Below are 22,415 nucleotides of genomic sequence, written 5' to 3'. Positions count from 1 at the left end.
AATGCGCCACGGCCGTCGGATATCCGGTTCCTGTCGCATAGAGTCACGTCGAAAGTCGCCGTCCGGCGGCATTTCCGGAAGTTCCCAGCGGATTACGGCGGAGGCACAGGCGATGCGAGGTCCCCTTTCCGCGCATGTGGTGTGCACGGCGATCCGCGACGACATCGTATCCGGCGTCCTCGCGCCGGGCAGTCGCCTCATCGAGGAAATGCTGGCAGGCCGTTACGGGGTCTCCCGTGTTCCCGTACGCGAGGCGCTGCGCACGCTGCAGTCGGAGGGCTTCGTCGTCATCCGGCACCACGCGGGTGCCTGCGTGGCCGAGCCGACCGAGCGGGAGGCGGCCGACGCCCTGGACATCCGGGCGCTGCTGGAGCCGCTCGGCGCCGCGCGCGCCGCGGCCCGCCGCACCGCGGCGCACATCAAGGTGCTGCGCGGCGTCGTACGGCTGGGCCGCGAGCGCGCCCGGCACGGTCACCGCGCCGAGCTGCGCCAACTCGACGGCTGGTTCCACGAGACGCTCGCCCAGGCGTCCGGCAGTACGGGCCTGGCGGCGCTGCTCACCCAGGTACGGCGCAAGATCGACTGGATGTACGTGGTCGAACTCCCGGCCCGCGACGAGCGCTCCTGGGAGGAGCACGGGGCGGTGCTGGACGCGGTGAGCCGCGGGGACGCCGAGCGGGCCCGCGCCCTGATGGCGGCGCACATCGAGCGCTCGCGCCCGGCGTACCGGCTGCGTCCGGTGGTCCCGGGGCCGGCGGTGAGGGGTTCGAAACAGACCGTAAACACGACGCGCGAACGGAATTAACAGGCGGGCCGTATACAAGCGGTAGGCGATTTCGCCGGGGCACCGGCAAGAGTTCCGGTGCGGCGTTGCAGGCTGCGGGAAAGCGCGGATGAATTGCCGCGTGAATTTGCCGGGGTGCAGTGGAATGGTGGGGGAGGCGCGGCGGGAATTCCTCGGCGTGCCCGTAATGATGGCGCGCGGATTTCCGGGCCGCAGGGCGCCGCCCATCGGCCGTGACATACGGCAGCGTACGAAAAACGGCCCCGCCTCGGCGCCGGTGAAGGCTACCGCGGCGGAGCCGCGAACACAGTGACCCGCGAAGCGGTTCAGACGGTCTCCGGGAGCTCCTCAAGGCCCTCGGCGACCAGCTTCGCGAGGCGGTCGAGCGCGGCGTCGGCGCCCTCGGCGTCGGAGGCCAGCACGATCTCCTCGCCGCCCTGGGCGCCCAGGCCCAGCACGGCCAGCATGGAGGCCGCGTTGACCGGGTTGCCGTCGGCCTTCGCGATCGTCACGGGAACCCCGGCGGCGGTGGCCGCACGGACGAAGATCGAGGCGGGGCGGGCGTGCAGACCCTCGGCCCAACCGACATTGACGCGGCGCTCAGCCATGGTGTTGCCCTTCAAGTCGTAACGGTTGTCTAGACCAGTGTCTCATGGCGCCGGGAGTGCTCCGGCAGCCCGAGGCGGCGCCGTGGACGGCGCTTTCCGCAGGCCGGAGGCACGCTACCGGCGGATCTCCGGCGTACGCCCGCACCGTCCGCCATCCGGGACCACGTCGTCCAGGCCCCACCCGGCCCCTCCTCCCGAGCCCTTCCGCCGCCGCTCCCGCCGCCCGGCCCCGCCGCCCGGCCCCGCCGTCCGGGGCCGGCCGTCCCGGCCCAGCCTGCCCCGGCCCGCACGGGCCCGCACACCGAGCCGGTTGTCAGTGGCGGGCCGTACGCTGTCCCCCATGCAGAGCCCGTCGGACAGCGTCTACCCGGCCCACTGGGAAGCCGATGTCGTGCTGCGCGACGGCGGCACCGCGCGCATCCGTCCCATCGCCCCCGACGACGCGCAGCGCCTGGTCTCGTTCTACGAACAGGTCTCGGACGAGTCGAAGTACTACCGCTTCTTCGCGCCCTACCCCCGCCTGTCCGACCGCGACGTGCACCGCTTCACCCACCACGACTACGTCGACCGGGTGGGCCTGGCCGCCACCGTGGGCGGCGAGTTCATCGCCACGGTCCGCTACGACCGCATCGACGACCGCGGCCGCCCCGCCAAGGAACCGGGCGCCGACCAGGCCGAGGTCGCCTTCCTCGTGCAGGACGCCCACCAGGGCCGCGGGGTGGCCTCCGCCCTCCTGGAGCACATCGCCGCCGTCGCCCGGGAGCGCGGCATCCGCCGGTTCGCGGCCGAGGTGCTGCCCGCCAACACCAAAATGATCAAGGTTTTCACGGACGCCGGGTACACCCAGCAGCGCACCTTCGAAGACGGCGTGGTGCGCCTGGAGTTCGACCTGGAGCCCACCGAGCAGTCCATGGCCGTCATGCGCGGCCGCGAGCAGCGCGCCGAGGCCCGTTCCGTGCAGCGCCTGCTGGCGCCCGGCTCGGTCGCCGTCATCGGCACCGGCCGCGCCCCCGGCGGCGTCGGCCGCTCCGTCCTGCGCAACCTCCTCGACTCCGGTTACCCGGGCCGGGTGTACGCGGTCAACAACGCCTTCCCCGAGGGCGGCGCCCGCCTCGACCCCGAAGGGGTGCCCGGCCACCGCTCGGTGCCCGAGATCCCCGAGCCCGTGGACCTCGCGGTGCTCGCCGTCCCCGCCGCCCAGGTCCCCGACGTGGTCCGTGACTGCGGCGAGCACGGCGTTCGCGGCCTGGTGATCCTCTCCTCCGGGTACGCCGAGTCCGGCCCCGAGGGACGCGAGCGACAGCGCGCCCTGCTGCGCCAGGCCCGCTCGTACGGCATGCGGCTCATCGGGCCGAACGCCTTCGGCCTGCTCAACACCGCGCCGGACGTCCGGCTGAACGCCTCCCTCGCCCCCCAGATGCCCGGCGCCGGGCGCATCGGCCTGTTCACGCAGTCCGGTGCGATCGGCATCGCCCTGCTCAGCGGACTGCACCGGCGCGGCCCCGGCGACGGCTCGATCGCCGGCATCTCCACCTTCCTGTCGGCCGGCAACCGCGCCGACCTCTCCGGCAACGACCTGCTCCAGTACTGGTACGACGACCCCGCCACCGACGTCGCGATCCTCTACCTGGAGTCCATCGGCGACCCGCGCAAGTTCATGCGGCTCGCCCGCCGTACGGCCGCCGTCAAGCCCGTCGTCGTCGCCAAGGGCGCCCGCCACACCGGCACCGCGCCGCTCGGCCACACCGTCCCCACGGTCCGCATCCCCGACAGCACGGTCTCCGCCCTGATGCGGCAGGCCGGCGTGATCCGCGTCGACACGGTCACCGAGCTGATCGACGCCGGGCTGCTGCTCGCCTCCCAGCCGCTGCCCGCCGGCCCGCGCGTCGCCATCCTGGGCAACAGCGAGTCCCTCGCCCTGCTGACGTACGACGCCTGCCTCACCGAAGGGCTGCGTCCGCTGCGCCCGCACGTCCTCGCCGCCGCTGCCACCCCCGAGGACTTCCGTACGGCGCTGTCCGCGGCCCTGGCCAACGGGCTCTGCGACGCCGTCGTCGTCACGGCCATCCCCTGGGTGGGGGAGGAGGGCGTGGCCTCCCCGGGCGAGGGCGCCGATCTCGCCGCGGCGCTGCGCGAAGCGGCCTCGTCCGCCGTGCCCGCCAAGCCGGTCACCGTCGTACATCTGGCCATGGACGCCCTCGCCGACGCACTGGCGGCCCCGCCGCCGTCCGAGGCCACCGTCCCACAGCCCAGCGCCCCGCCGCCGTCCGAGACCGCCCCTCCGCGGTCCGCCGGTGCCCCGCCGCCGCCCGACCCCACCCCGTCGCCGTCCGCCGCCCCCGAGCCCCCGCAGAACCCCGCCACGGCCACCTCCGGCCTCCCTACCGCCCCCCTCGTGCCCGCCTTCCCCGCTGCCGAGCGCGCCGTCCGGTCGCTCGCCCAGGCGGTGCGGTACGCGAAATGGCGCCGGGGCGCCGCCGACCCGGGCCGGGTGCCCGAGTTCGAGGACATCGAGGAGGCCGCCGCCGGCGCCGACATCGACCGGCTGCTCGACGAGCTGGCGCGGCACGCCGACATCACCCGCTCCGTCCCGCTGGCGGCCGAGGACGCCCACGCCCTGCTGGCCCGGTACGGCATCCCCGTGCGCCCCGCTCACCCGGCCCCCGACCCGGACTCCGCCGTACGGGCCGCCGCCCGCCTGGGCTACCCGGTCGCCTTGAAGACCACCGCACCGCACCTGCGGCACCGCCCCGACCTCGGCGGCGTCCGCCTCGACCTGACCGGCGAGGCGGAGCTGCGCCGCGCCTACGCCGAGCTGACCGACTTCCTCGGCAAGCCCGAGGAGCTGCGCCCGGTCGTCCAGCCGATGGTGCCGCGCGGCGTCGACACGGTCGTCCGCGCCGCCATCGACCCGGCCGCCGGCGCCGTCCTGTCCTTCGGCCTGGCCGGCGCCCCCTCGCAGCTGCTCGGCGACACGGCACACCGCCTCATCCCGGCGACCGACCGCGACGTCGCCGAACAGATACGGTCCATCCGCACGGCTCCGCTGCTGTTCGGCTGGCGCGGCAGCCAGCCGGTGGACACCGCCGCCCTGGAGGACCTGCTGCTGCGCGTCTCCCGGCTGGTCGACGACCACCCCGAGGTCGTCGGTGTCGACCTGGAGCCGGTCGTCGTCGCGGCGCACGGCCTGGCCGTACTGGACGCCACGGTCCGCCTGGCCCGTCCCCCGGCCACCACCGACCTGGGCCCGCGCCGGATGCCCGCCTACTGAGCGCCGGGCCCGGGACCTCTGCCGGGGCCCCGGTACCGGACGCGGCCTCTCGGACCCGCCCCGGCCGGTACGCCCCGTAAGATGGCCGCATGGCTAAGACCGGTACGACGACCCAAGGGCTGCGCGCGGCGATCGAGCGCAGCGGCTATTACCCGGCCCTGGTGGCCGAGGCGGTGCAGGCCGCGGTCGGCGGCGAGCCGGTGGTGTCGTACTTGGTCCACCAGGAGACGACCTTCGACGCCAACGAGGTCCGCCGCCATGTCACGGTCCTGGTCCTGACCGGCACCCGCTTCATCGTCAGCCACACCGACGAGCAGTCCGCCGACGACACCTCCCCGTCGCCGTACGCGACGACCTCCACCGAGTCCGTGAAGCTGGGCCGGATCTCCTCCGTCGTCCTCAGCCGGGTGGTGGCCAACCCCGAGTCGTACACCCCGGGCCGGCTGCCCCGTGAGGTCGTCCTGACCATCGGCTGGGGCGCCGTCGCCCGTCTGGACCTGGAGCCCGCCACCTGCGGCGACCCCAACTGCGAGGCCGATCACGGCTACACCGGCTCCTCGACGGCCGACGACCTGTCGCTGCGGGTCAGCGAGGCCGGCGACGGCCCGGACACCGTGCGGCAGACCCTCGCGTTCGCCCAGGCCCTGTCCGAAGCCACCGCGGCCACCACCCGCTGATGGCGTACGCCGCCCCCGCCTGGCCGGAACCGGAACCCCTCGACCTGGCCGGCGCGCCGGTGCCCGCGTACGGCACCGGCTCGCTCGCCGACCTGCTGCCCACCGTCACCGCGGGCCAGGGCCTGACCCTGCCCGGCGCCGGGGGGCCCGGCATGGACCTGGACCCCGCCGACCGGGTCTGCGTCTTCCTCGTCGACGGTCTCGGCTGGGAGCTGCTGCGCGCCCACCCGGACGAGGCGCCGTTCCTGACGTCCCTGCTGGACAGCTCGTTCAACCGCACCGGCCGCCCGATCACCGCCGGCTTCCCGGCCACCACCGCCGCCTCGCTGGCCTCCGTCGGCACCGGGCTGCCGCCGGGCGAGCACGGCCTGGCCGGCTACACCTGCCTGAACCCCGACACCGGCGAGCTGATGAACCAGCTGCGCTGGTACCCGTGGACCGACCCGTACGCCTGGCAGCCGTACCCGACCGTCTTCCGGCAGGCGCACGCCGCCGGCATCCACACCTGCCAGGTCTCCGCGCCGAACTTCGAACGCACCCCGCTCACCGAGATCGCGCTCAGCGGCGGCACGTTCCACGGCCGGCTCGCCGGTGAGGAGCGGATGGACCTGGCGGCCGAGCAGCTCGCCGCCGGCGACCGCTCGCTGGTCTACACGTACTACGCCGAGGTGGACGGCGCCGGGCACCGCTACGGCGTCGACTCCGACGCCTGGCGCGGCCAGCTGATGTACGTCGACCGCCTCGCCCAGCGCCTCGCCGAGCAACTGCCGCCGCGCAGCGCCCTGTACGTCACCGCCGACCACGGCATGGTCGACATCCCGTTCGGCCCGGACCACCGCATCGACTTCGACGAGGACTGGGAACTGCGCGCCGGCGTGCGGCTGCTGGGCGGCGAGGGGCGCGCGCGGCATCTGTACGCGCACCCCGGCGCCGCCGGTGACGTGCTCGCGGTATGGCGCGAGGTGGTCGGGGAACATATGTGGGTGGCGGGCCGGGACGAGGCCGTCGCCGCCGGGTGGTTCGGCCCCCGGGTCGACGACCGGGTCCGGGCCCGCATCGGTGACGTCGTCGTCGCCGCGCACGCCGACATGGTGATCGTGGCGAGCGAGACGGAGCCGCGCGAGTCCGCGATGGTCGGGATGCACGGCTCGATGACGCCGGCCGAACAGCTCGTACCGCTCCTCGAAGTCCGCACCTGAGCCCCGTACCGGTCCCCGTACCCGGGCCGCGCGCCCCGTCCTGCAACTCGCACGCCCGTCCCGCCCCCGGCGAGCCCGCACCCACGTGTGCTCCCGACCGCCCCCACTCGCCACGAGCCCGAAAGGCCCGCGTTCTCCCATGCCCGAGCTGGTGTTCTTCTCCGGAACGATGGACTGCGGAAAGAGCACCCTCGCTCTGCAGATCGAGCACAACCGCTCGGCCCGCGGCCTGCAAGGAATGATCTACACGCGCGACGACCGGGCGGGCCGCGGCAAGCTCTCCTCCCGCCTCGGGCTGGTCACCGAGGCCGTCGAGGCGACGGACGAGATGGACTTCTACGCCCACATCGTCGCGGCCCTGAGCTCCGGCGGCCGGGTGGACTACGTCATCGCCGACGAGGCGCAGTTCCTCGCCCCGGACCAGATCGACCAGCTCGCGCGCGTCGTCGACGACCTGGAGCTGGACGTCTTCGCCTTCGGCATCAGCACCGACTTCCGCAGCAAGCTCTTCCCCGGCTCGCAGCGTCTGGTCGAACTGGCCGACCGCATAGAGGTCCTCCAGGTCGAGGCGCTGTGCTGGTGCGGCGCCCGCGCCACGCACAACGCCCGCACGCTCGACGGCCAGATGGTCGTCGAGGGCGCGCAGGTCGTCATCGGCGACGTCCACAGCGCTCCCGCCGAGGTGGGCTACGAGGTGCTCTGCCGCCGCCATCACCGGCGCCGCCAGACCTCGGCCTCCGCCCACGCGGCGGCGCTGTCCCCGGACGTCCTGCCGGTCTACAGCGTCGAGTAGCCCCCGGCCCTCGGGAACGGAGGGCGCGCGGCGCCGGTACAGCGCCGTGCTCGGCACCGCGCGCCCCGACCGCGCCCTTCCGGCCGCCCGCTCAGCCCGGCTGCTGGAGCACCGCGAACACGGCCCCCTCGGGGTCGGCCACCGTCGCCACGCGCCCGTACGCGGTGTCCTGGGCCGCCCGTACCTCCTGGCCGCCCAGCTCCGTCACCCGCCGCACCGCTGCATCGGTGTCCGAGACGGCGAAGTACGTCACCCAGTGCGGCCCCGACTCCCTCGGCAGCGCGTCACCGACGCCGTGGACGCCCGCCACCGGCCGCCCCTTCAGATGCAGCGTCAGGTAGTCCGGGACCGAGCCCTCCGGCCGGGTCTCGTAGCCGAACACCGCTTCGTAGAAGGCGGTCACCCCCGTCTCCCGGGTCACCAGCTCGTTCCACACCGGCGCCCCGGGCACGCCGACCAGCGCCGCGCCCACCATCTCCTTGCCCTGCCACAGCCCGAAGACCGAACCCTGCGGGTCCGAGGCGATCGCCATCCGCCCCGCCTCGTCGTCCGCGTCCAGCGGCCCGACGGCGACCGTGCCGCCGCAGCCGCGGATCTGCTCGGCCGCCGCGTCCGCGTCGTCACTCGCCAGATAGGTCGTCCAGGCGACCCGCAGTTGGCGGTCGGGCGCCAGTTCCCCGATACCGGCCACCTCCCGCCCGTGGAGATACGCCCGGACGTACGGACCGAAGTGCTGCGGTCCCGGTTTGAACTCCCAGCCGAACAGCGCGCTGTAGAACTGCTCCGTCGTGGCCAGGTCGTGCACCATGAGACTCACCCAGCAAGGCGCGCCGGGCGTCCGCCGAGTCGTTGCCTCGGTCGTCATCGTCACTCTCTCCTCGGACCATCGGGGTGGTGGCCGTGCGGGGACCGGGCGCGAGTGCGCCGTCCCGTGCAGATGCTCGCACCCCTCATCCGCTGTGCGCCCCGGCCGCGCCGTCTTCGGCGCGTTCCCATGGGAGAATGCCCGATTTGATGTTTCGCACCCGTTTCGGCGACGTTGCCGTTCGGGGACGTGCGACGTGAGCCGCGGGAGAAGCCCCGTAGGACCCGGAGAAGCCCCGTAAACCCTGGAGAAGCCCCGTAAACCCTGGAGAAAGATCCGCAGGAGCACGGGCGCCTTCAGTACCATGCCCTCCCTGCGCGAGGATGAGCCCCATGAATCCCCTCATCACCGCCGCCGGCCTGGCGGACGAACTGGCCTCCGGGACCCCGCCGGCCCTCCTCGACGTCCGCTACCGGCTCGGCGGCCCGCCCGGCCGCCCCGAGTACGAGGCGGGACACCTGCCCGGCGCCGTCTACGTGGACATGGACGCCGAACTCGCCGGCCCCGCGGGACCGGCCGGCCGCCACCCCCTCCCGGACCTCGACGCCTTCACCGGGACGATGCGCCGGGCCGGGGTCTCGGCGGACCGCCCGGTCGTGGTGTACGACGGCGCGCAGGGCTGGTCGGCGGCCCGTACGTGGTGGCTGCTGCGCTACACCGGTCATCCCTCGGTGCGGGTCCTGGACGGCGGCCTGGCCGCCTGGACCGCGGCCGGGGGCGCCCTGAGCACCGAGGACCCGTCTCCGGCGGCCGGCGATTTCACCGCGGCGCCCGGCGCGCTGCCCTTGCTGACGGCGGACGAGGCGGCGGCCCTGGCCCGGCGGGGCGTCCTGCTGGACGCGCGGGCCGGGGAGCGCTACCGCGGCGAGGTGGAGCCCATCGACCGCGTTGCCGGGCACATCCCGGGCGCGCTGTCCGCGCCGACGACGGAGAACCTTGCCGCCGACGGGACGTTCCTGCCGCCCGCCGAGCTGGCCGCGCGCTTCACGGCCCTCGGGGCCACCGCGGACGCCGAGGTCGGCGTGTACTGCGGTTCGGGCGTCTCCGCCGCTCAGGAGGTGCTGGCCCTCGCGGTCGCGGGGGTGCTGGCGGCGCTGTACGTGGGCTCCTGGAGCGAATGGTCGGGCGACCCGGCGCGGCCGGTGGCCACCGGAGCGGAGGCGGGCTGACACCTGGCCGGAAACGGTCCGTACGCCCGCTCACGACGGCGGGCGGGTGTACGGGGCGGCGGACGACGGCGTCCCGGCCGGCAGGCCGCCGTGTCTTCCCCGCTACTCCGGTTTCTTGCGCCGCGTCCCGAAGACGATCTCGTCCCAGCTCGGTACGGCGGCGCGCCGCCCGGGCCGTACGCCGTCCGCCTCGGCCTGGCGGTCGGTGGTCCCCGTGAGGCGGTCCCGGTGACCGGCCACCGCCCGTGGCATGAGCACGTCGGCGTAGGCCGAGCCCGCGCCCGCGCTCGCCGCCGGAGCGGCCGGCTCCTCCAGCTCCTCGTCCTCGACGGACTCCTCCTGCGCCGGTGCCTTCACCGGCTCGGGGACGACCATGTCGCCACGGAAGCTCGGCACCGCCTCCAGCAGGCTGGTCAGGGAGTCGCGCTCCCGCTCGCCGGAACCGTCCTCGGCCCGCGCCGGCTCGTCGTCCTCGGCGCCCGCACGGTCCCGGTCGCGGTCCTGGGACGTCTGGCGGTCCAGGGCACGGTCCAGCGGCCGGTCGCGCGGCAGCCGCGCGATCCGCGGCACGAACGGGAAGCTGGGCTCCGGGGTGTCGTCGGTCTCGCCGATCAGCGCCCGCGCCTCGTCGTCGACGGCCTGGACCAGCCGCCGCGGCGGGTCGTAGGTCCAGCTCGCCGAGTGCGGCTCGGCCGCGACGCGGTAGACCAGCAGGACTTCCCAGGTGCCGTCGTCGCGCCGCCAGGAGTCCCACTGCACGGAGTCCTTGTCGGCGCCGCGCAGCAGCAGCCGCTCCGCGACGGCCTCGCCGAGCTGCGGGCCGGTGTTCTCCCCGGGGCGGCGTACGGGCGTCTTGCGGGCCCGCTCGGCCATGAAGGCGCGCTCGGCGAGCACCGGGCCCTCGAAGCGGCGCACCCGGTCGACCGGGATGCCGGCGAGCTGGGCGACCTCTTCGGCGGAGGCACCTGCTCTTATACGCGCCTGGATGTCCCGCGGGCGCAGGTGGCTCTCGACCTCGATCTCGATCTGGCCGAGCCGCGCGCGGTCGTTGCGGACGGCGGCGCGCAGCCGCTCGTCGATCGGAAGCGTGTACTCGGTGCTGTCCGCAGCTTTGAGCACCAGCCGTGTGCCGTCGTTGGAGACGGCCACGACACGCAGTTCGGGCATGGGGACCTCCCGGGTGGTGCCTGCCGACGTCACGTGCGTCGCTGCTTCCGCTAGTCGAGTGTGGCCTGCCCGGGTGCAGCCTGCCACAACATTGCCGAGTTACCCGGCGTGTCGAGGCTTGGCCCAGAAACGCCGTTATGACACGGTTACCTGTTCGCAACGCTCAGTGACCATGTCCTGTTCCTGCTCCCAGTCACCCGTGCCCGGTGGCGGCACCCGGGGGTGAGTGCCACCTTCCGGCCCCCTCCCGTGTATCCGGGCAGCCAGACGGGATTCCGGGGCCAGGGCTCGCCACAGTACTCCATTCGGGCCACGGAGGTGGACCGCCGCGCCGCCCAAGTTCTCCTGCGCCAAGGGAGTTGGTCGCCTTGTCGATCTCTCTACACGGTGTGACGGGTGGCGAGGTTCACAGAATCCGCAGAATCGGAACTACCGGCTTCGCCCATAGGTCACTTGTCCGTGCAAGATGGATCGAAGGGGCGATCAAAGGCTGGAGATGGACAACAAAAGCGATACCGACACGAAAAACAAGGAGAAACGGCTCGACCTGAGCGTTCCTCAGGTCGCGGGCAGTGCCCTGGCGGCTGCCGTCGCCGCCTTTCTCGCCGGGCAGCTCGGCGTGTACGGGACCATCATCGGCGCGGGTGTGGTGAGTGTCGTGGCCACGACCGGTGGCTCGGTCTTCCAGCACCTCTTCCGGCGGACCGGCGAGCAGCTCAAGGAGGCCGCCACCGTCGGCACCCGGCCGAAGCCGCGCCGGTCCTCGGTCTCCCGCAGAACGCCGGGTGCCGGGTCCGGCACCGGCATGGTGCTGCCCACCTTCGACCGGCAGGGCGCGGAGGACGAGATCACGTCCGTCGCGGCCAAGGACGCGGGCCGGGCCGGCGACACCGACCGTACGCAGCTGCTGCCGCAGGCCGGGGACCCGGACGGCGACCGGACGCGGCTGCTCCCGCAGGCCGGCCCGGAGCGGGCCTCCGGGGCGGACGCCGGAGCCACCGACAAGACGCAGCTGGTGCCGCGTCTCGACGACCGGACCATGGCGCTGGGGCAGGCCCGGCCCGGTCACCCGCCGGCCGGTGCCACCGCGGTGCCGCGGCGGGCCGAGGAGGTCAGCACCGCCACGTACGGCACCCGGCTGCGCGGCTGGAAGCGGCCGGCGCTGGCCGCGCTGGCGATCTTCGTGCTGTCGATGGGGGCCGTCACCTGCGTCGAGCTGGTCACCGGGCAGGACGCGTCGGGCGGCAAGGGCACCTCGGTGGGCAACGTCTTCGGGGGCAACGGGCACAAGTCCGAGCCGAAGGCCCCGCCCGCCACGGACCAGCCGTCACCCGGCAGCTCCCACGGCGACGGCTCGACGGGCAGCACGCCGTCGCCCGGTGCCGGCAGCTCCACGGGCTCCGGCTCCGGCGACACCGGCAGTACGGGCAAGCCGTCCACGCCGACGCCGAGCCCGGACGCGAGCCGGAGCGGCAAGCCGACGCCGCCGCCGAGCCCGCAGCCGTCCAAGTCCGGCGGCAGCACCGGGGGCGACACCGGCAAGGGCGGTGACGACTCCCAGGGTGATTCCGGCGACCGGAACAAGCAGGAGCCCGGCGGACAGCAGGCTCCCGACCCGAAATCCTCGTGAACGCGGGACGGAAATCCGTGGCCGGGCGGGACGTAATGCCGTCCCGCCCGGGGGCCGAATCCCCTTAACCGGAGCGGAATTTCCGTCCTCTGCGCGTACCGAATGCCTTTCGGCGGGAGAACGGGCGGGGCCGCCCCCGCGCGGTCGGTGACCGAACCGGCCCGGACCCGGCACTGTGCCGGGTCCGGGCCGTTCCGCTGCCGGGCCCGCGGGCCCTCCGGGCCGTTCATCCCTGCGGGACGTTGGGCCGAATGAGCGTTTCAGCCGTCCGGGCGGTCCGGCCGGCCCCGGTCCCGTCTCACTCGCCCAGCACGCGCCGCAGGTAGGCGTTGGTGAACAGGCGCCGCGGGTCCAGCCGGTCGCGCAGCGCGGTGAACTCGCCGAATTGCGGGTAGACGCCGGAGAGGTACGCGGCGTCGCGGCTGTGCAGCTTCCCCCAGTGCGGCCGGCCGCCGTGCGCAGTCATGATCCGTTCGGCCGCGGTGAAGTACGTCCGGTACGGCGTCCCCCGGTACATGTGTACGGCCAGGTAGGCGGTGTCCCGCCCGGAGGCGGTGGACAGCGGGATGTCGTCGGCGGGCGCGGTCCGCACCTCGACCGGGAAGCTCACCCGGAAGTCCGAGCGTTCCACCAGCGCCCGCAGCTCGCGCAGCGCCTCGACGGCGGCCGCCCGCGGCAGCGCGTACTCCATCTCCACGAAGCGCACCCGGCGCGGGCTGGTGAAGACCTTGTACGGGATGTCGGTGTACGTACGGGCCGACAGCGCGCGGCTGGAGAGCCGGGCTATCCCCGGAACGGTGGCGGGCACCGCCCGGCCGACGGCGCACGCGGCGCGGAAGACGCCGTTGGAGAGCAGCTCGTCGTCGATCCAGCCGCTGACCCGGCCGAGCGGGGCGGCGGGGCCCTGGCTGCGGTTGTTGCGCTTGGTGCTGCAGTTGCCGGTGTGCGGGAACCAGTAGAACTCGAAGTGCTCGTTCTCCGCCACGAGCTGGTCGAACTCGGCCGTCACCCGGTCGAACGCCATGGGCTCCTCGCGGGCCGACAGCCAGAACTGCGGCTCCACGGCGAAGGTGACAGAGCTGATCACGCCCAGCGCGCCCAGGCCCACCCGGGCCGCCGCGAAGACCTCCGGATTCTCGGTGGCGGAGCAGGTGAGCACCGAGCCGTCGGCGGTGACCAGTTCGAGCGCGGTGATCTGGGCGGCGACGGACGCCGAGTCGCGGCCGGTGCCGTGGGTGCCGGTGCTCGCCGCGCCGGAGACCGTCTGCTCCATGATGTCGCCCATGTTGGCCAGCGACAGGCCGTGCGCGGCGAGGGCGCGGTTGAGCTGCTGGAGCGTGGTGCCGGCCGCCACGGTCACGGTGCCTGCGGCGCGGTCCACCTCCCGTATGCCGGTCAGCCGCTCGGGACGGATGAGCAGCCCGTCGGTGGCGGCGACCGCGGTGAAGGAGTGGCCGGTGCCGGCCGCCTTGACCGTGAGCCCGTCGGCGGCCGCCGCGCGGACCGCCGCGGCCAGTTCGCCGGTGGAGGCGGGCGAGACGCTGCGGGCCGGCTCCACGGCGACGGTGCCCGCCCAGTTACGCCAGGCGGGCCGGGGCCTGGTCCCCCGTATCGCCCGGACCGTGCGGGCCGCTCCCGCCCGTACCGCTGTCCTGTTCCTGCCGGTCGTCCGCTGTGCCTCGGCCATCTGCGCCCGTCCCCTCCCGCTGCGGCGCCGGCCGCAGCCGGCGGTATCCGAGGAACGCCACCGCCGCCGCGAGCGCCCCTGCCACGGCCGGCACCAGGTAGCCGCGCCCGGCTCCGGCCGCGTCCACCACCCATCCGGCGGCGGACGAGCCGAACGCCACTCCGACCGCGAGCCCGGTGCTGGTCCAGGTCATGCCCTCGGTCAGGTTCGCGCGCGGTACGTGCTGCTCGACGAGGGCCATGGTGGTCACCATCGTCGGCGCGATGGACAGGCCCGCGAAGAAGAGCGCCACGGCCAGCAACGGCAGGTTCCCGACCAGTTGGAGCGGGATCATACTCACGGCCATCGCACAGACACCCACCAGCCACCGGCGGGCGGCCGGGCCCTTGAAATGGATCATCCCGAAGACCACGCCGGCGGCGCACGACCCGAGCGCGTAGGACGCCAGCACCAGGCTGGCGGCGCCCTGGTGGCCCTGCTCCTCGGCGAACGCCAGCGTCACCACGTCGGTCGCACCGAAGATCGCGCCGGTCGCCACGAACGTCACCACCAGCACCTGCAGGCCGCGCGAGCGCAACGCCGAGCCCTTGGCGAGGTGTTCACGAGGATGCGGCGGCGGCTCGGTCGCCCGCTGCGCCGTCAGCCAGAAGACCCCCGCCACCAGGAAGACCGTGGCCAGCAGCGGGCCCGCCTCGGGGAACCAGGAGGTGCACAGGCCGATGGAGAGGATCGGCCCCACGATGAAGCACGCCTCGTCGACGATCGACTCCCAGGAGTAGGCGGCGTGCAGCAGGCGCGGCGAGCTGTGGTGGACGGCCGCCCAGCGGGCCCGGACCATCGAGCCGACGCTCGGCACACAGCCCGCGCAGGCCGTGAAGACGAACAGCGTCCAGTCCGGCCAGCGCTGCTGCGCGCTCACCAGCAGGCCCGCGATCGCCGCCGCGGATATCAGGGTCACCGGGCGCAGCACCCGGCGCTGGCCGTGCCGGTCCACCAGCCGGGACACCTGCGGGCTGAGCACCGCCGAGGCCAGCGCGACGGTCGCCGCCAGGGCGCCCGCGAGGCCGTACCTGCCGGTCAGCAGGGAGACCATGGTGACGATGCCGATGCTGGTCATCGACAGCGTCATCCGGCCCAGGAAACCGGCGGCCGTGAACGACTTGGTGCCGGGCGTGTCGAAGAGCGCGCGGTACGGGCTAGGCATGGGGAGCTCCGCCGGTGAAGAGCCGATGCCCGGGGGGCCGGGAGTCGGTAAGGCATGTCTGAGGCCGACACAGCTTACGCGCGCTGCCCTGGTGGTCGCCTCCGGTTTTCCGCCTGTCAGTGGCTGGTGGCAGGATCGAAGACATGCCCGAACAGTGCGATCCGCCCCTTCCGACCGCCGGGGGGACCCCCGGTCCCTACGACGCCCTGCTGCTGCTGTCCTTCGGCGGCCCCGAAGGCCCGGACGACGTCGTCCCCTTCCTGGAGAACGTCACCCGTGGCCGCGGCATCCCCCGCGAGCGGCTGAAGGAGGTCGGGCAGCACTACTTCCTGTTCGGCGGCGTCAGCCCGATCAACGCGCAGAACCGTGAGCTGCTGGACGCACTGCGCAAGGACTTCGCCGGACACGGCCTGGACCTGCCGGTCTACTGGGGCAACCGCAACTGGGCCCCCTACCTGACCGACACCCTGCGCGAGATGGTCCGCGACGGCCACCGCCGGATCGCCGTCCTGGCCACGAGCGCCTACGCCTCGTACTCCGGCTGCCGCCAGTACCGCGAGAATCTGGCCGACGCGCTGGCCACCCTCCAGGCCGACGGCCTGCCCGTGCCCCAGGTCGACAAGCTCCGGCACTACTTCAACCACCCCGGCTTCGTCCGCCCGATGGTCGACGGCGTGCTCGCCTCCCTCGCCGAGCTGCCCGCCGACGTCCGCGACGGCGCCCACATCGCGTTCACCACCCACTCCATCCCGACCGCCGCGGCCGACACCTCCGGCCGCCCGGAGGACCACACCGGCAACGGCGAGGGCGGCGCGTACGTCGCCCAGCACCTCGACGTGGCCCGGGTGATCGCCGACGCGGTCCGCGAGGAGACCGGCGTCGACCACCCGTGGCGGCTGGTCTACCAGTCCCGCAGCGGCGCCCCGCACATCCCCTGGCTGGAGCCGGACATCTGCGACCACCTCGAAGAGGTGCACGGCGCGGGTGTCCCCGCGGTCGTCATGGCGCCCATCGGCTTCGTCTCGGACCACATGGAGGTCAAGTACGACCTCGACACCGAAGCCACCGCCAAGGCCGCCGAACTGGGCCTGCCGGTCGCCCGCTCCGCCACCGTCGGCGCCGATCCGCGCTTCGCCGCGGCCGTCCGCGACCTGGTCCTGGAGCGCGCCGCCGCCGAGCAGGGCCGCGCGCCGGCCCGCTGCGCCCTCGGCGCGCTGGGGCCGAGCCACGACCTGTGCCCGGTCGGCTGCTGCCCGGCCCGTGCCCCGCGCCCGGCCGCCGCGGGCGCGGACTGGACGGGGCCGGTGGCGGAGGTCCAGGGGTAGCCCCGCATCCCCGGACTCCCGGAGCCTGGGGGCCCGGCGGCAGACCCGGAAGCCGTACCGGGACGACAGACGGCGGCGCCGCGCCGCCCCGCAGGACGGCCCCGAGCGGCCGCCCGTACGAACGAGGAGCACCGTGTCCGATCCGCTGCAGGACGAACTTCTCGGCCTCGCCCTGGAGGCCGCCCGCCGCGCCGGTGAGCTGCTGCGCGACGGCCGCCCCGCCGACCTCGGCGTGGCCGCCACGAAGAGCAGCCCCATCGACGTCGTCACCGAGATGGACATCGCCAGCGAGAAGCTGATCACCGGCTTCCTCGCCGAGCACCGTCCCGATGACGGCTTCCTGGGCGAGGAGGGCGCCAGCGTCGCCGGGAGCAGCGGGGTGCGCTGGGTCATCGACCCGGTCGACGGCACGGTCAACTACCTGTACGGGCTGCCTTCCTGGGCCGTGTCCATCGCCGCGGAGAAGGACGGCGAGGCCGTCGTCGGCGTCGTCGCGGCGCCGATGCGCGGCGAGACGTACCACGCCGTCCTGGGCGGCGGCGCGTTCCGCAACGGGGAGCCGGTGCGCTGCCGTCCCGCGCCGCCGCTGTCCCAGGCCCTGATCGGTACGGGCTTCGCCTACCTGAGCGAGCGCCGGGCCGCCCAGGCCGAGGTGCTGCGCACCCTGCTGCCGCAGGTCCGCGACATCCGGCGCGGCGGCTCGGCCGCGATCGACCTGTGCGACGTGGCCTGCGGCCGGCTCGACGGTTACTACGAGCGCGGGCTGAACCCCTGGGACATGGCGGCCGGCGCCCTGATCGCCCGCGAAGCCGGCGCGCCCACCGGCGGCCGCCCCGGCGAGCCCGCCTCGAACGACCTGGTCGTGGCCGCCTCGCCGGACGTGTTCGCGACCCTCCAGCCCCTGCTGGAGGAGCTGGGCGCCTGGCACGACTGAGCGCCGGTGCCGGGGCACCCGGCCTGACGGGAACGCGACAGCGCCCCGGACCCTTCGCGGGTCCGGGGCGCTGCCGTCATGTGCGGCCGGGAGGCGGTCAGGCGCTGGCTGCGGTGACCTGCACGCCGTGCTCGGAAGCAAGGCGCTGCAGATCCTCCAGCTCGGCCTGTTCCACCTCGACGAGGAAGTCGTCGCCCGACTCGCGGGCCCGGTCGAGGTCGGCTTCGGTGTTCCGTATGCGCTGCAGAATTCCTGCGGTGAACGCGTCCATGGTGCGCCCCCTCGTCGTGGGTCGGTGGCACGGGGGTGTGCCGACGGGCGGGGCGATCACGGCGTGGTCCCTGCGAATGGAGCAGAGCGCGGCATGGCGCCGTACAGGGCGTGATCGCGGGTGTGCAGACGTCCTCCCCATGGGCAACCTCACGGAAACCTCAAGCGGCACGGGAATTCGAAAACGGCCCGGAAGGCGCCGTTCCGGGCCTGGTGCGGCCTCGGCCGGCCCGTCCGGCCCATCCGGCCCGGCCCGTCCGGCCCATTCGACCGGGCCCGGCGACCCGCCTGCCCGGCCCTTGCGGCCCGCCCGGTCGAGGGCCGCTGCCCGCCGCCCGGCGCCGAGCGGAACGGGGCCGTAGGCCGTGCGGAACGGGACCGTAGGCCGTCACCCACCCCTCTTACTGCCGGTTTACAGCTGTTCGGGGCAGGATGGAGGGGCTCCGAGTTTGCCGTGCCCCGGAACTTCCAGGGCCGTGAGGAAGGATTTGCGACGTGCGTGTTCTCGTCGTCGAGGACGAGCAGCTGCTCGCCGATGCGGTGGCCACCGGGCTGCGCCGGGAGGCCATGGCCGTCGACGTGGTGTACGACGGCGCGGCCGCCCTGGAACGCATCGAGATCAACGACTACGACGTGGTGGTGCTGGACCGGGACCTCCCGCTGGTGCACGGCGACGACGTCTGCCGCAAGATCGTCGAGCTGGGGATGCCCACCCGGGTCCTGATGCTGACCGCCTCCGGCGACGTCAGCGACCGCGTCGAGGGCCTGGAGATCGGCGCCGACGACTACCTGCCCAAGCCCTTCGCCTTCACCGAGCTGACCGCCCGGGTGCGGGCCCTGGGACGCCGTACGACGGTCGCCCTGCCGCCCGTGCTGGAGCGGGCCGGCATCAAGCTGGACCCGAACCGCCGCGAGGTCTTCCGCGACGGCAAGGAGGTCCAGCTCGCGCCGAAGGAGTTCGCGGTGCTGGAGGTGCTGATGCGCAGCGAGGGCACGGTCGTCTCGGCCGAGCAGCTGCTGGAGAAGGCGTGGGACGAGAACACCGACCCCTTCACCAACGTCGTGCGGGTCACGGTCATGACCCTGCGCCGCAAGCTGGGCGAGCCCGCGGTGATCGTCACGGTGCCGGGTTCCGGCTACCGGATCTGACGCCGATGCCCGCTTCGTCCAAGGCGCCCACCCCGCCGCCCGTCACCCCGCCCATGCCCACCTGGGATCCGAAGCCGGTCAACGTCCGGCCCTTCCCCTGGCTGCGCCCCACCATCCGGATACGGCTCACGCTGCTGTACGGCGGCATGTTCCTGATGGCCGGCATCGTGCTGCTCACGATCATCTACATGCTGGCCGCCAACGCGCTCCAGGAAGGCAGCGAGCTGCCCGTCAAGATCCTCCGGGGCAACTTCGCCGCCACCAGCAACGTCTGCGACCTGCCCAGCCAGTCCTCCGGGGAGATCTTCACCCAGGCGATCCAGAGCTGCCTCCAGCACCAGCGGGCGCAGGCACTGAACACCCTGCTCAACCGGTCGCTGCTGGCGCTGCTGGGCCTGACCGTCGTCGCGTTCGCCTTCGGGTACGCGATGGCGGGGCGGGTGCTGTCGCCGCTGGGGCGGATCACCCGTACCGCGCAGCGGGTGGCCGGTTCGGACCTGCACCGCCGGATCGAGCTGGGCGGTCCGGACGACGAGCTCAAGGAGCTGGCCGACACCTTCGACGAGATGCTGGACCGGCTGGACCGGGCCTTCGAGTCGCAGCGCCGGTTCGTCGCCAACGCCTCGCACGAGCTGCGCACGCCGCTGGCGATCAACCGGACGCTGCTGGAGGTGCAGCTCGCCGATCCGCAGGCCTCGCCGGAGCTGGCGCAGCTGGGCAAGACGCTGCTGGCCACCAATGAGCGCAGTGAGCAGCTGGTCGAGGGTCTGCTGCTGCTGGCGCGCAGCGAGAACAAGATCGTGGACAAGAAGCCGGTCGATCTGGCCGAGGTGGCCTCGCAGGCCGTCGACCAGGCCCGCGCCGAGGCGCAGGCCAAGGGCGTGGAGATGCGCGGCGTGCGCCAGCAGGCGTTCGTCCAGGGCAACGGCGTCCTGCTGGAGCGCATCGCGCTCAACCTCGTACAGAACGCCGTGCGCTACAACGTCCCCCAGGACGGATGGGTCGAGGTCAGCACCGAGCCGCAGCAGGGCTGCGCGGTGCTGGTCGTCTCCAACACCGGCCCGGCCGTCCCGGCCTACGAGGTGGAGAACCTCTTCGAGCCGTTCCGGCGCCTGCGCACGGAACGCACCGGCAGCGACAAGGGCGTCGGCCTCGGCCTGTCCATCGTGCGGTCCGTGGTGCGCGCGCACGACGGCACCATCACGGCGACACCCCGCGAGGGCGGCGGGCTGGAGATGCGGGTCGTCCTGCCGCTGTGAGGGCCGCAGACGGGCGGGGAGCCGTGGGTGAGGGATGTGCCCCGTCCGTGGCTCCCGGCTCGTCCTGCTGTCCTTTTTGACCTGAGACCCCACCTCTTGGCACTCTTGGTCGCCCTCCGCACGCCGGCCACCCCGGCTTGACGTGACGGCGGGCGGCCATGGATCCTTCGCCGAGTTCGCTTTGCGCTGAATTCCTCCGGTCCGCCCGACGGTCCGTCCGTGTGTGATCCCTCACAGGCGCGAGATTCGAGCCACCCACTCTCCGTGATCGGAACGGTCGGTGGAAGGCCGGGAAAATCCGGGTTTCCAGGGGCCTTGATCACGGGAAGTACACGTGATGGCGTGCGCGAGGTGCGACATTCGGACCGTGTACGGTCCTGATCGCCATCCAAACCGATCACCTCTTCAGGGGTGCGGTTGGGTGTCGATTGAGTAACAGACCTTGATGTGAGGCAAAATCTCCGCCTCAGGTCGGGCACAAGTCCGGCCTCTCACGCGTTACGTGCGCTGGAGACACCGCAGACACCCAGAGGGGGAGAGCGACATGGCTACGGATTACGACACCCCACGCAAGACAGATGACGACCTCAACGAGGACAGCATCGAAGAACTGAAGTCGCGGCGGAACGACAAGTCCGCCTCGGCCGTCGACGTCGACGAGTTCGAGCAGGCCGAGGGCCTGGAACTGCCCGGCGCCGACCTTTCCAACGAAGAGCTCGCCGTCCGGGTGCTGCCCAAGCAGCAGGACGAGTTCACGTGCATGAGCTGCTTCCTGGTCCACCACCGCAGCCAGCTGGCCGCCGAGGACAAGAACGGCCAGCCGATCTGCCGCGACTGCGCGGCCTGAGGACCGGTCGACGCCGTGGCAGGCGTGAACCCGTTCCGTAAGGGACGCAAGGGCGAGGAAGGCCCGGCGGCCGGCGCACGATCACGCGACGAAAACGCGCCCGTGCCCGCCGACCCGACCGCCCTGCCCGCGGAGCGGACGACCGGTGCACTGGAGGAGCGAGGCCGTGCGGCCTCGCTCGCGGCGGCCGTGGGCCGCGGCACCAGGAAGGGCCGTGACGGTGCCCGCAAGGGCCTGACCACGGTCGCCGAGCGCATCATCGACAACGCCCCGCGGATCCCGGTCCGCGACCTGGCGACGCTGCGCCGGCAGTTCCCCGGCCTGACCCCCGAGGAACTGGCCGACAAGCTGGTCTCCGGTGCCACCCGGGGCACCGCCACCGTCGGTGCGGGGGTGGGCGCGGCGGCGATGCTGCCGGTACCGCCCGCCATGCCGGCCGAGCTGGCCGCCGAGATCGTCGGGGTGGCCTCCGTGGAGATCAAACTCATCGCCGAGCTCCACGAGGTCTACGGCCTGCGCCCGCCGGGCACCTTCAGGCAGCGCTCCACCGCCTATCTGACGTCCTGGACCGAGGAACGCGGCATCGACGTCACCAAGCCCACCACGGTCAACGCGGCGCTGGGCGGCCAGATGAAGCGCGAACTGCGCCAGCAGATCATGAAGCGCACGCTGCGCAACCTGCCGAACCTGACCCCGTTCATGGTCGGCGCCGCGGTCGGCGCGGTGATGAACCGGCGGGACACCAAGAAGCTCGCGGAAAAGATCCGCAAGGACCTGCGCGCCAGACAGGTGCCGTGGGACGCCCTGCCGCACGCCGAGGCGATGCCGGACAGCGCGACGCCGGCCCTGCCGCCGGAGGACGGCCGCTGAGGCCCGCCGGAGCCGTCGTGCGGCCATCGGCCGTGCCGCCGTCGCCGGCCGTACGGACCGTGCGGAGAGCCGCGGGAACCGGCTGAGAACCCGCCGAAGCCCCGCCGAGGCGCCCGGCTGTCACCGGAACGCCGCCCCGCACCCCCGGAAAGGCCCCTGTGGCGCCCGACGGCGCCCTGCCCGCCCCCGCGCGGCCCCTCCGGGTCGGTTCAGGCTCGTACGGCCGCCAGCGCGGCCACCAGGCGCTCCGGCTCACGGGTCGAGAGGTACGCGTACGGAGTCGGGTCCGCCGGGTCGGTGATCTCGACCCGCACCGCGGTCGGCACGTAGCTGCGCAGCAGCATGAAGGCGCGGGTGTCGGCCTTGTGCGTACGCCAGGCCACCGCCTCCTCCGCGTCCAGCGCCCGCGCCTCACCCAGCGCCGAGACCGGGATCCGGGCGTCGCCCGCGATCAGCGAGTCGCCCACCACACGGATCCGTACCGAGCCGTACGAGCTGACCGCCACCGCGGACAGCGCCGCGCCGCCGATCAGCCCGCCGAGCATCGGCAGCGTGCCCAGCGGGAGCAGCATCAGGGCGCAGGCCACGCCGATCAGGCCGGCGATCACCCACCAGGAGCGGGGCGCGGTGAGGCGTTCTTCGTACGACTGCATGGCTCCAGCTTGGCACGGCGGCGCGGGCGGGTTACGCGCGCGGGTAGGGTCTGC

General features: G+C 73.5%; 20 protein-coding genes. 13 read left to right on the top strand and 7 right to left on the bottom strand.

The window, feature by feature from the left end; translation table 11 throughout:
* Positions 1-112: 112 nt before the first annotated feature.
* Positions 113-805 (top strand): GntR family transcriptional regulator, encoded by a 693-nt coding sequence (locus OEIGOIKO_RS10710; RefSeq protein WP_125053853.1) that lies wholly within the window; start codon positions 113-115, stop codon positions 803-805.
* Between the two features lie 305 nt (positions 806-1,110).
* On the opposite strand, the gene OEIGOIKO_RS10705 is transcribed toward OEIGOIKO_RS10710, so the two are convergent.
* The gene (locus OEIGOIKO_RS10705; protein ID WP_030021209.1) at positions 1,111-1,392 is read right to left on the bottom strand and encodes an HPr family phosphocarrier protein; all 282 of its coding nucleotides are present in this window, start codon (positions 1,390-1,392) and stop codon (positions 1,111-1,113) included.
* Between the two features lie 340 nt (positions 1,393-1,732).
* Between OEIGOIKO_RS10705 and OEIGOIKO_RS10700 the strand changes: the two genes are divergently transcribed.
* From OEIGOIKO_RS10700 to OEIGOIKO_RS10685, 4 genes are all read left to right on the top strand, one after another.
* Positions 1,733-4,663, top strand: a complete 2,931-nt coding sequence (locus tag OEIGOIKO_RS10700) for a bifunctional acetate--CoA ligase family protein/GNAT family N-acetyltransferase (protein ID WP_125053852.1) — start codon at positions 1,733-1,735, stop codon at positions 4,661-4,663.
* Between the two features lie 89 nt (positions 4,664-4,752).
* A complete protein-coding gene (locus OEIGOIKO_RS10695) occupies positions 4,753-5,340 on the top strand; it encodes a DUF5998 family protein (RefSeq protein ID WP_003981824.1) in 588 nt (195 codons plus the stop codon).
* Positions 5,340-6,539 (top strand): alkaline phosphatase family protein, encoded by a 1,200-nt coding sequence (locus tag OEIGOIKO_RS10690; protein ID WP_125053851.1) that lies wholly within the window; start codon positions 5,340-5,342, stop codon positions 6,537-6,539. Before OEIGOIKO_RS10695 ends, OEIGOIKO_RS10690 begins: the two co-directional genes overlap by 1 nt.
* A 139-nt stretch (positions 6,540-6,678) precedes the next feature.
* Complete coding sequence (locus OEIGOIKO_RS10685; RefSeq protein ID WP_125053850.1) at positions 6,679-7,332, top strand: thymidine kinase; 654 nt, start codon at positions 6,679-6,681, stop codon at positions 7,330-7,332.
* A gap of 91 nt (positions 7,333-7,423) precedes the next feature.
* Here the strand turns inward: OEIGOIKO_RS10685 and OEIGOIKO_RS10680 are convergent, their stop codons facing one another.
* Positions 7,424-8,197 carry a VOC family protein gene (locus OEIGOIKO_RS10680; RefSeq protein WP_125053849.1) on the bottom strand — a complete coding sequence of 258 codons (774 nt, stop codon included), beginning with the start codon at positions 8,195-8,197 and terminating at the stop codon, positions 7,424-7,426.
* Between the two features lie 332 nt (positions 8,198-8,529).
* Between OEIGOIKO_RS10680 and OEIGOIKO_RS10675 the strand changes: the two genes are divergently transcribed.
* On the top strand, positions 8,530-9,366 hold the full coding sequence (locus OEIGOIKO_RS10675) for a sulfurtransferase (protein WP_174857148.1): 837 nt from the start codon (positions 8,530-8,532) through the stop codon (positions 9,364-9,366).
* Between the two features lie 102 nt (positions 9,367-9,468).
* On the opposite strand, the gene sepH is transcribed toward OEIGOIKO_RS10675, so the two are convergent.
* Positions 9,469-10,533 (bottom strand): septation protein SepH, encoded by a 1,065-nt coding sequence (gene sepH, locus OEIGOIKO_RS10670; protein ID WP_125053847.1) that lies wholly within the window; start codon positions 10,531-10,533, stop codon positions 9,469-9,471.
* 496 nt (positions 10,534-11,029) lie between these two features.
* Here sepH and OEIGOIKO_RS10665 point away from each other — a divergent pair, with 496 nt between their 5' ends.
* Positions 11,030-12,163: a hypothetical protein gene (locus OEIGOIKO_RS10665; protein ID WP_125053846.1), complete on the top strand. Its 1,134-nt coding sequence runs from the start codon at positions 11,030-11,032 to the stop codon at positions 12,161-12,163.
* 298 nt (positions 12,164-12,461) lie between these two features.
* On the opposite strand, the gene OEIGOIKO_RS10660 is transcribed toward OEIGOIKO_RS10665, so the two are convergent.
* Together OEIGOIKO_RS10660 and OEIGOIKO_RS10655 are read right to left on the bottom strand one after the other, a co-directional pair.
* Positions 12,462-13,850, bottom strand: coding sequence for a D-arabinono-1,4-lactone oxidase (locus OEIGOIKO_RS10660; RefSeq protein ID WP_125053845.1), 1,389 nt, complete (start codon positions 13,848-13,850; stop codon positions 12,462-12,464).
* A complete protein-coding gene (locus OEIGOIKO_RS10655) occupies positions 13,741-15,054 on the bottom strand; it encodes an MFS transporter (RefSeq protein WP_125053844.1) in 1,314 nt (437 codons plus the stop codon). Before OEIGOIKO_RS10655 ends, OEIGOIKO_RS10660 begins: the two co-directional genes overlap by 110 nt.
* A gap of 143 nt (positions 15,055-15,197) precedes the next feature.
* Here OEIGOIKO_RS10655 and OEIGOIKO_RS10650 point away from each other — a divergent pair, with 143 nt between their 5' ends.
* Positions 15,198-16,379 (top strand): ferrochelatase, encoded by a 1,182-nt coding sequence (locus OEIGOIKO_RS10650; protein ID WP_125053843.1) that lies wholly within the window; start codon positions 15,198-15,200, stop codon positions 16,377-16,379.
* Between the two features lie 133 nt (positions 16,380-16,512).
* Entirely contained in the window at positions 16,513-17,313 is an 801-nt protein-coding gene (locus OEIGOIKO_RS10645) for an inositol monophosphatase family protein (RefSeq protein WP_125053842.1), read from the top strand.
* Between the two features lie 97 nt (positions 17,314-17,410).
* Here the strand turns inward: OEIGOIKO_RS10645 and OEIGOIKO_RS41550 are convergent, their stop codons facing one another.
* A complete protein-coding gene (locus OEIGOIKO_RS41550) occupies positions 17,411-17,584 on the bottom strand; it encodes a hypothetical protein (protein ID WP_167515092.1) in 174 nt (57 codons plus the stop codon).
* 494 nt (positions 17,585-18,078) lie between these two features.
* Here OEIGOIKO_RS41550 and OEIGOIKO_RS10640 point away from each other — a divergent pair, with 494 nt between their 5' ends.
* From OEIGOIKO_RS10640 to OEIGOIKO_RS10625, 4 genes are all read left to right on the top strand, one after another.
* Entirely contained in the window at positions 18,079-18,732 is a 654-nt protein-coding gene (locus OEIGOIKO_RS10640) for a response regulator transcription factor (RefSeq protein ID WP_030021221.1), read from the top strand.
* Between the two features lie 5 nt (positions 18,733-18,737).
* Positions 18,738-19,991, top strand: a complete 1,254-nt coding sequence (locus tag OEIGOIKO_RS10635; RefSeq protein WP_125053841.1) for a sensor histidine kinase — start codon at positions 18,738-18,740, stop codon at positions 19,989-19,991.
* Positions 19,992-20,535: 544 nt separating this feature from the next.
* A complete protein-coding gene (locus OEIGOIKO_RS10630) occupies positions 20,536-20,838 on the top strand; it encodes a DUF4193 domain-containing protein (protein ID WP_003982531.1) in 303 nt (100 codons plus the stop codon).
* Between the two features lie 15 nt (positions 20,839-20,853).
* Positions 20,854-21,708 carry a hypothetical protein gene (locus tag OEIGOIKO_RS10625; protein WP_371858908.1) on the top strand — a complete coding sequence of 285 codons (855 nt, stop codon included), beginning with the start codon at positions 20,854-20,856 and terminating at the stop codon, positions 21,706-21,708.
* Between the two features lie 209 nt (positions 21,709-21,917).
* Here the strand turns inward: OEIGOIKO_RS10625 and OEIGOIKO_RS10620 are convergent, their stop codons facing one another.
* Positions 21,918-22,361: a DUF3093 domain-containing protein gene (locus OEIGOIKO_RS10620; RefSeq protein WP_125044587.1), complete on the bottom strand. Its 444-nt coding sequence runs from the start codon at positions 22,359-22,361 to the stop codon at positions 21,918-21,920.
* Positions 22,362-22,415: the final 54 nt, after the last annotated feature.

It is taken from the genome of Streptomyces paromomycinus (genome assembly GCF_003865155.1).
Classification (GTDB): Bacteria; Actinomycetota; Actinomycetes; order Streptomycetales; family Streptomycetaceae; genus Streptomyces; species Streptomyces chrestomyceticus.
The sequence above is the reverse complement of the archived record's forward strand: the minus strand, read 5'-3'. Positions and strand labels throughout refer to the sequence as shown.

Excerpts from the sequence above, each read along its gene's own strand:
- OEIGOIKO_RS10660 (WP_125053845.1), bottom strand. The coding sequence starts at position 13,850 with ATGGCCGAGGCACAGCGGACGACCGGCAGGAACAGGACAGCGGTACGG.
- OEIGOIKO_RS10635 (WP_125053841.1), top strand. The coding sequence starts at position 18,738 with ATGCCCGCTTCGTCCAAGGCGCCCACCCCGCCGCCCGTCACCCCGCCC.
- OEIGOIKO_RS10620 (WP_125044587.1), bottom strand. The coding sequence starts at position 22,361 with ATGCAGTCGTACGAAGAACGCCTCACCGCGCCCCGCTCCTGGTGGGTG.
- OEIGOIKO_RS10700 (WP_125053852.1), top strand. The coding sequence starts at position 1,733 with ATGCAGAGCCCGTCGGACAGCGTCTACCCGGCCCACTGGGAAGCCGAT.
- OEIGOIKO_RS10710 (WP_125053853.1), top strand. The coding sequence starts at position 113 with ATGCGAGGTCCCCTTTCCGCGCATGTGGTGTGCACGGCGATCCGCGAC.
- OEIGOIKO_RS10680 (WP_125053849.1), bottom strand. The coding sequence starts at position 8,197 with ATGACGACCGAGGCAACGACTCGGCGGACGCCCGGCGCGCCTTGCTGG.
- OEIGOIKO_RS41550 (WP_167515092.1), bottom strand. The coding sequence starts at position 17,584 with ATGGACGCGTTCACCGCAGGAATTCTGCAGCGCATACGGAACACCGAA.
- OEIGOIKO_RS10705 (WP_030021209.1), bottom strand. The coding sequence starts at position 1,392 with ATGGCTGAGCGCCGCGTCAATGTCGGTTGGGCCGAGGGTCTGCACGCC.
- OEIGOIKO_RS10655 (WP_125053844.1), bottom strand. The coding sequence starts at position 15,054 with ATGCCTAGCCCGTACCGCGCGCTCTTCGACACGCCCGGCACCAAGTCG.
- OEIGOIKO_RS10695 (WP_003981824.1), top strand. The coding sequence starts at position 4,753 with ATGGCTAAGACCGGTACGACGACCCAAGGGCTGCGCGCGGCGATCGAG.
- sepH (WP_125053847.1), bottom strand. The coding sequence starts at position 10,533 with ATGCCCGAACTGCGTGTCGTGGCCGTCTCCAACGACGGCACACGGCTG.
- OEIGOIKO_RS10650 (WP_125053843.1), top strand. The coding sequence starts at position 15,198 with ATGCCCGAACAGTGCGATCCGCCCCTTCCGACCGCCGGGGGGACCCCC.
- OEIGOIKO_RS10630 (WP_003982531.1), top strand. The coding sequence starts at position 20,536 with ATGGCTACGGATTACGACACCCCACGCAAGACAGATGACGACCTCAAC.
- OEIGOIKO_RS10675 (WP_174857148.1), top strand. The coding sequence starts at position 8,530 with ATGAATCCCCTCATCACCGCCGCCGGCCTGGCGGACGAACTGGCCTCC.
- OEIGOIKO_RS10685 (WP_125053850.1), top strand. The coding sequence starts at position 6,679 with ATGCCCGAGCTGGTGTTCTTCTCCGGAACGATGGACTGCGGAAAGAGC.
- OEIGOIKO_RS10665 (WP_125053846.1), top strand. The coding sequence starts at position 11,030 with ATGGACAACAAAAGCGATACCGACACGAAAAACAAGGAGAAACGGCTC.
- OEIGOIKO_RS10690 (WP_125053851.1), top strand. The coding sequence starts at position 5,340 with ATGGCGTACGCCGCCCCCGCCTGGCCGGAACCGGAACCCCTCGACCTG.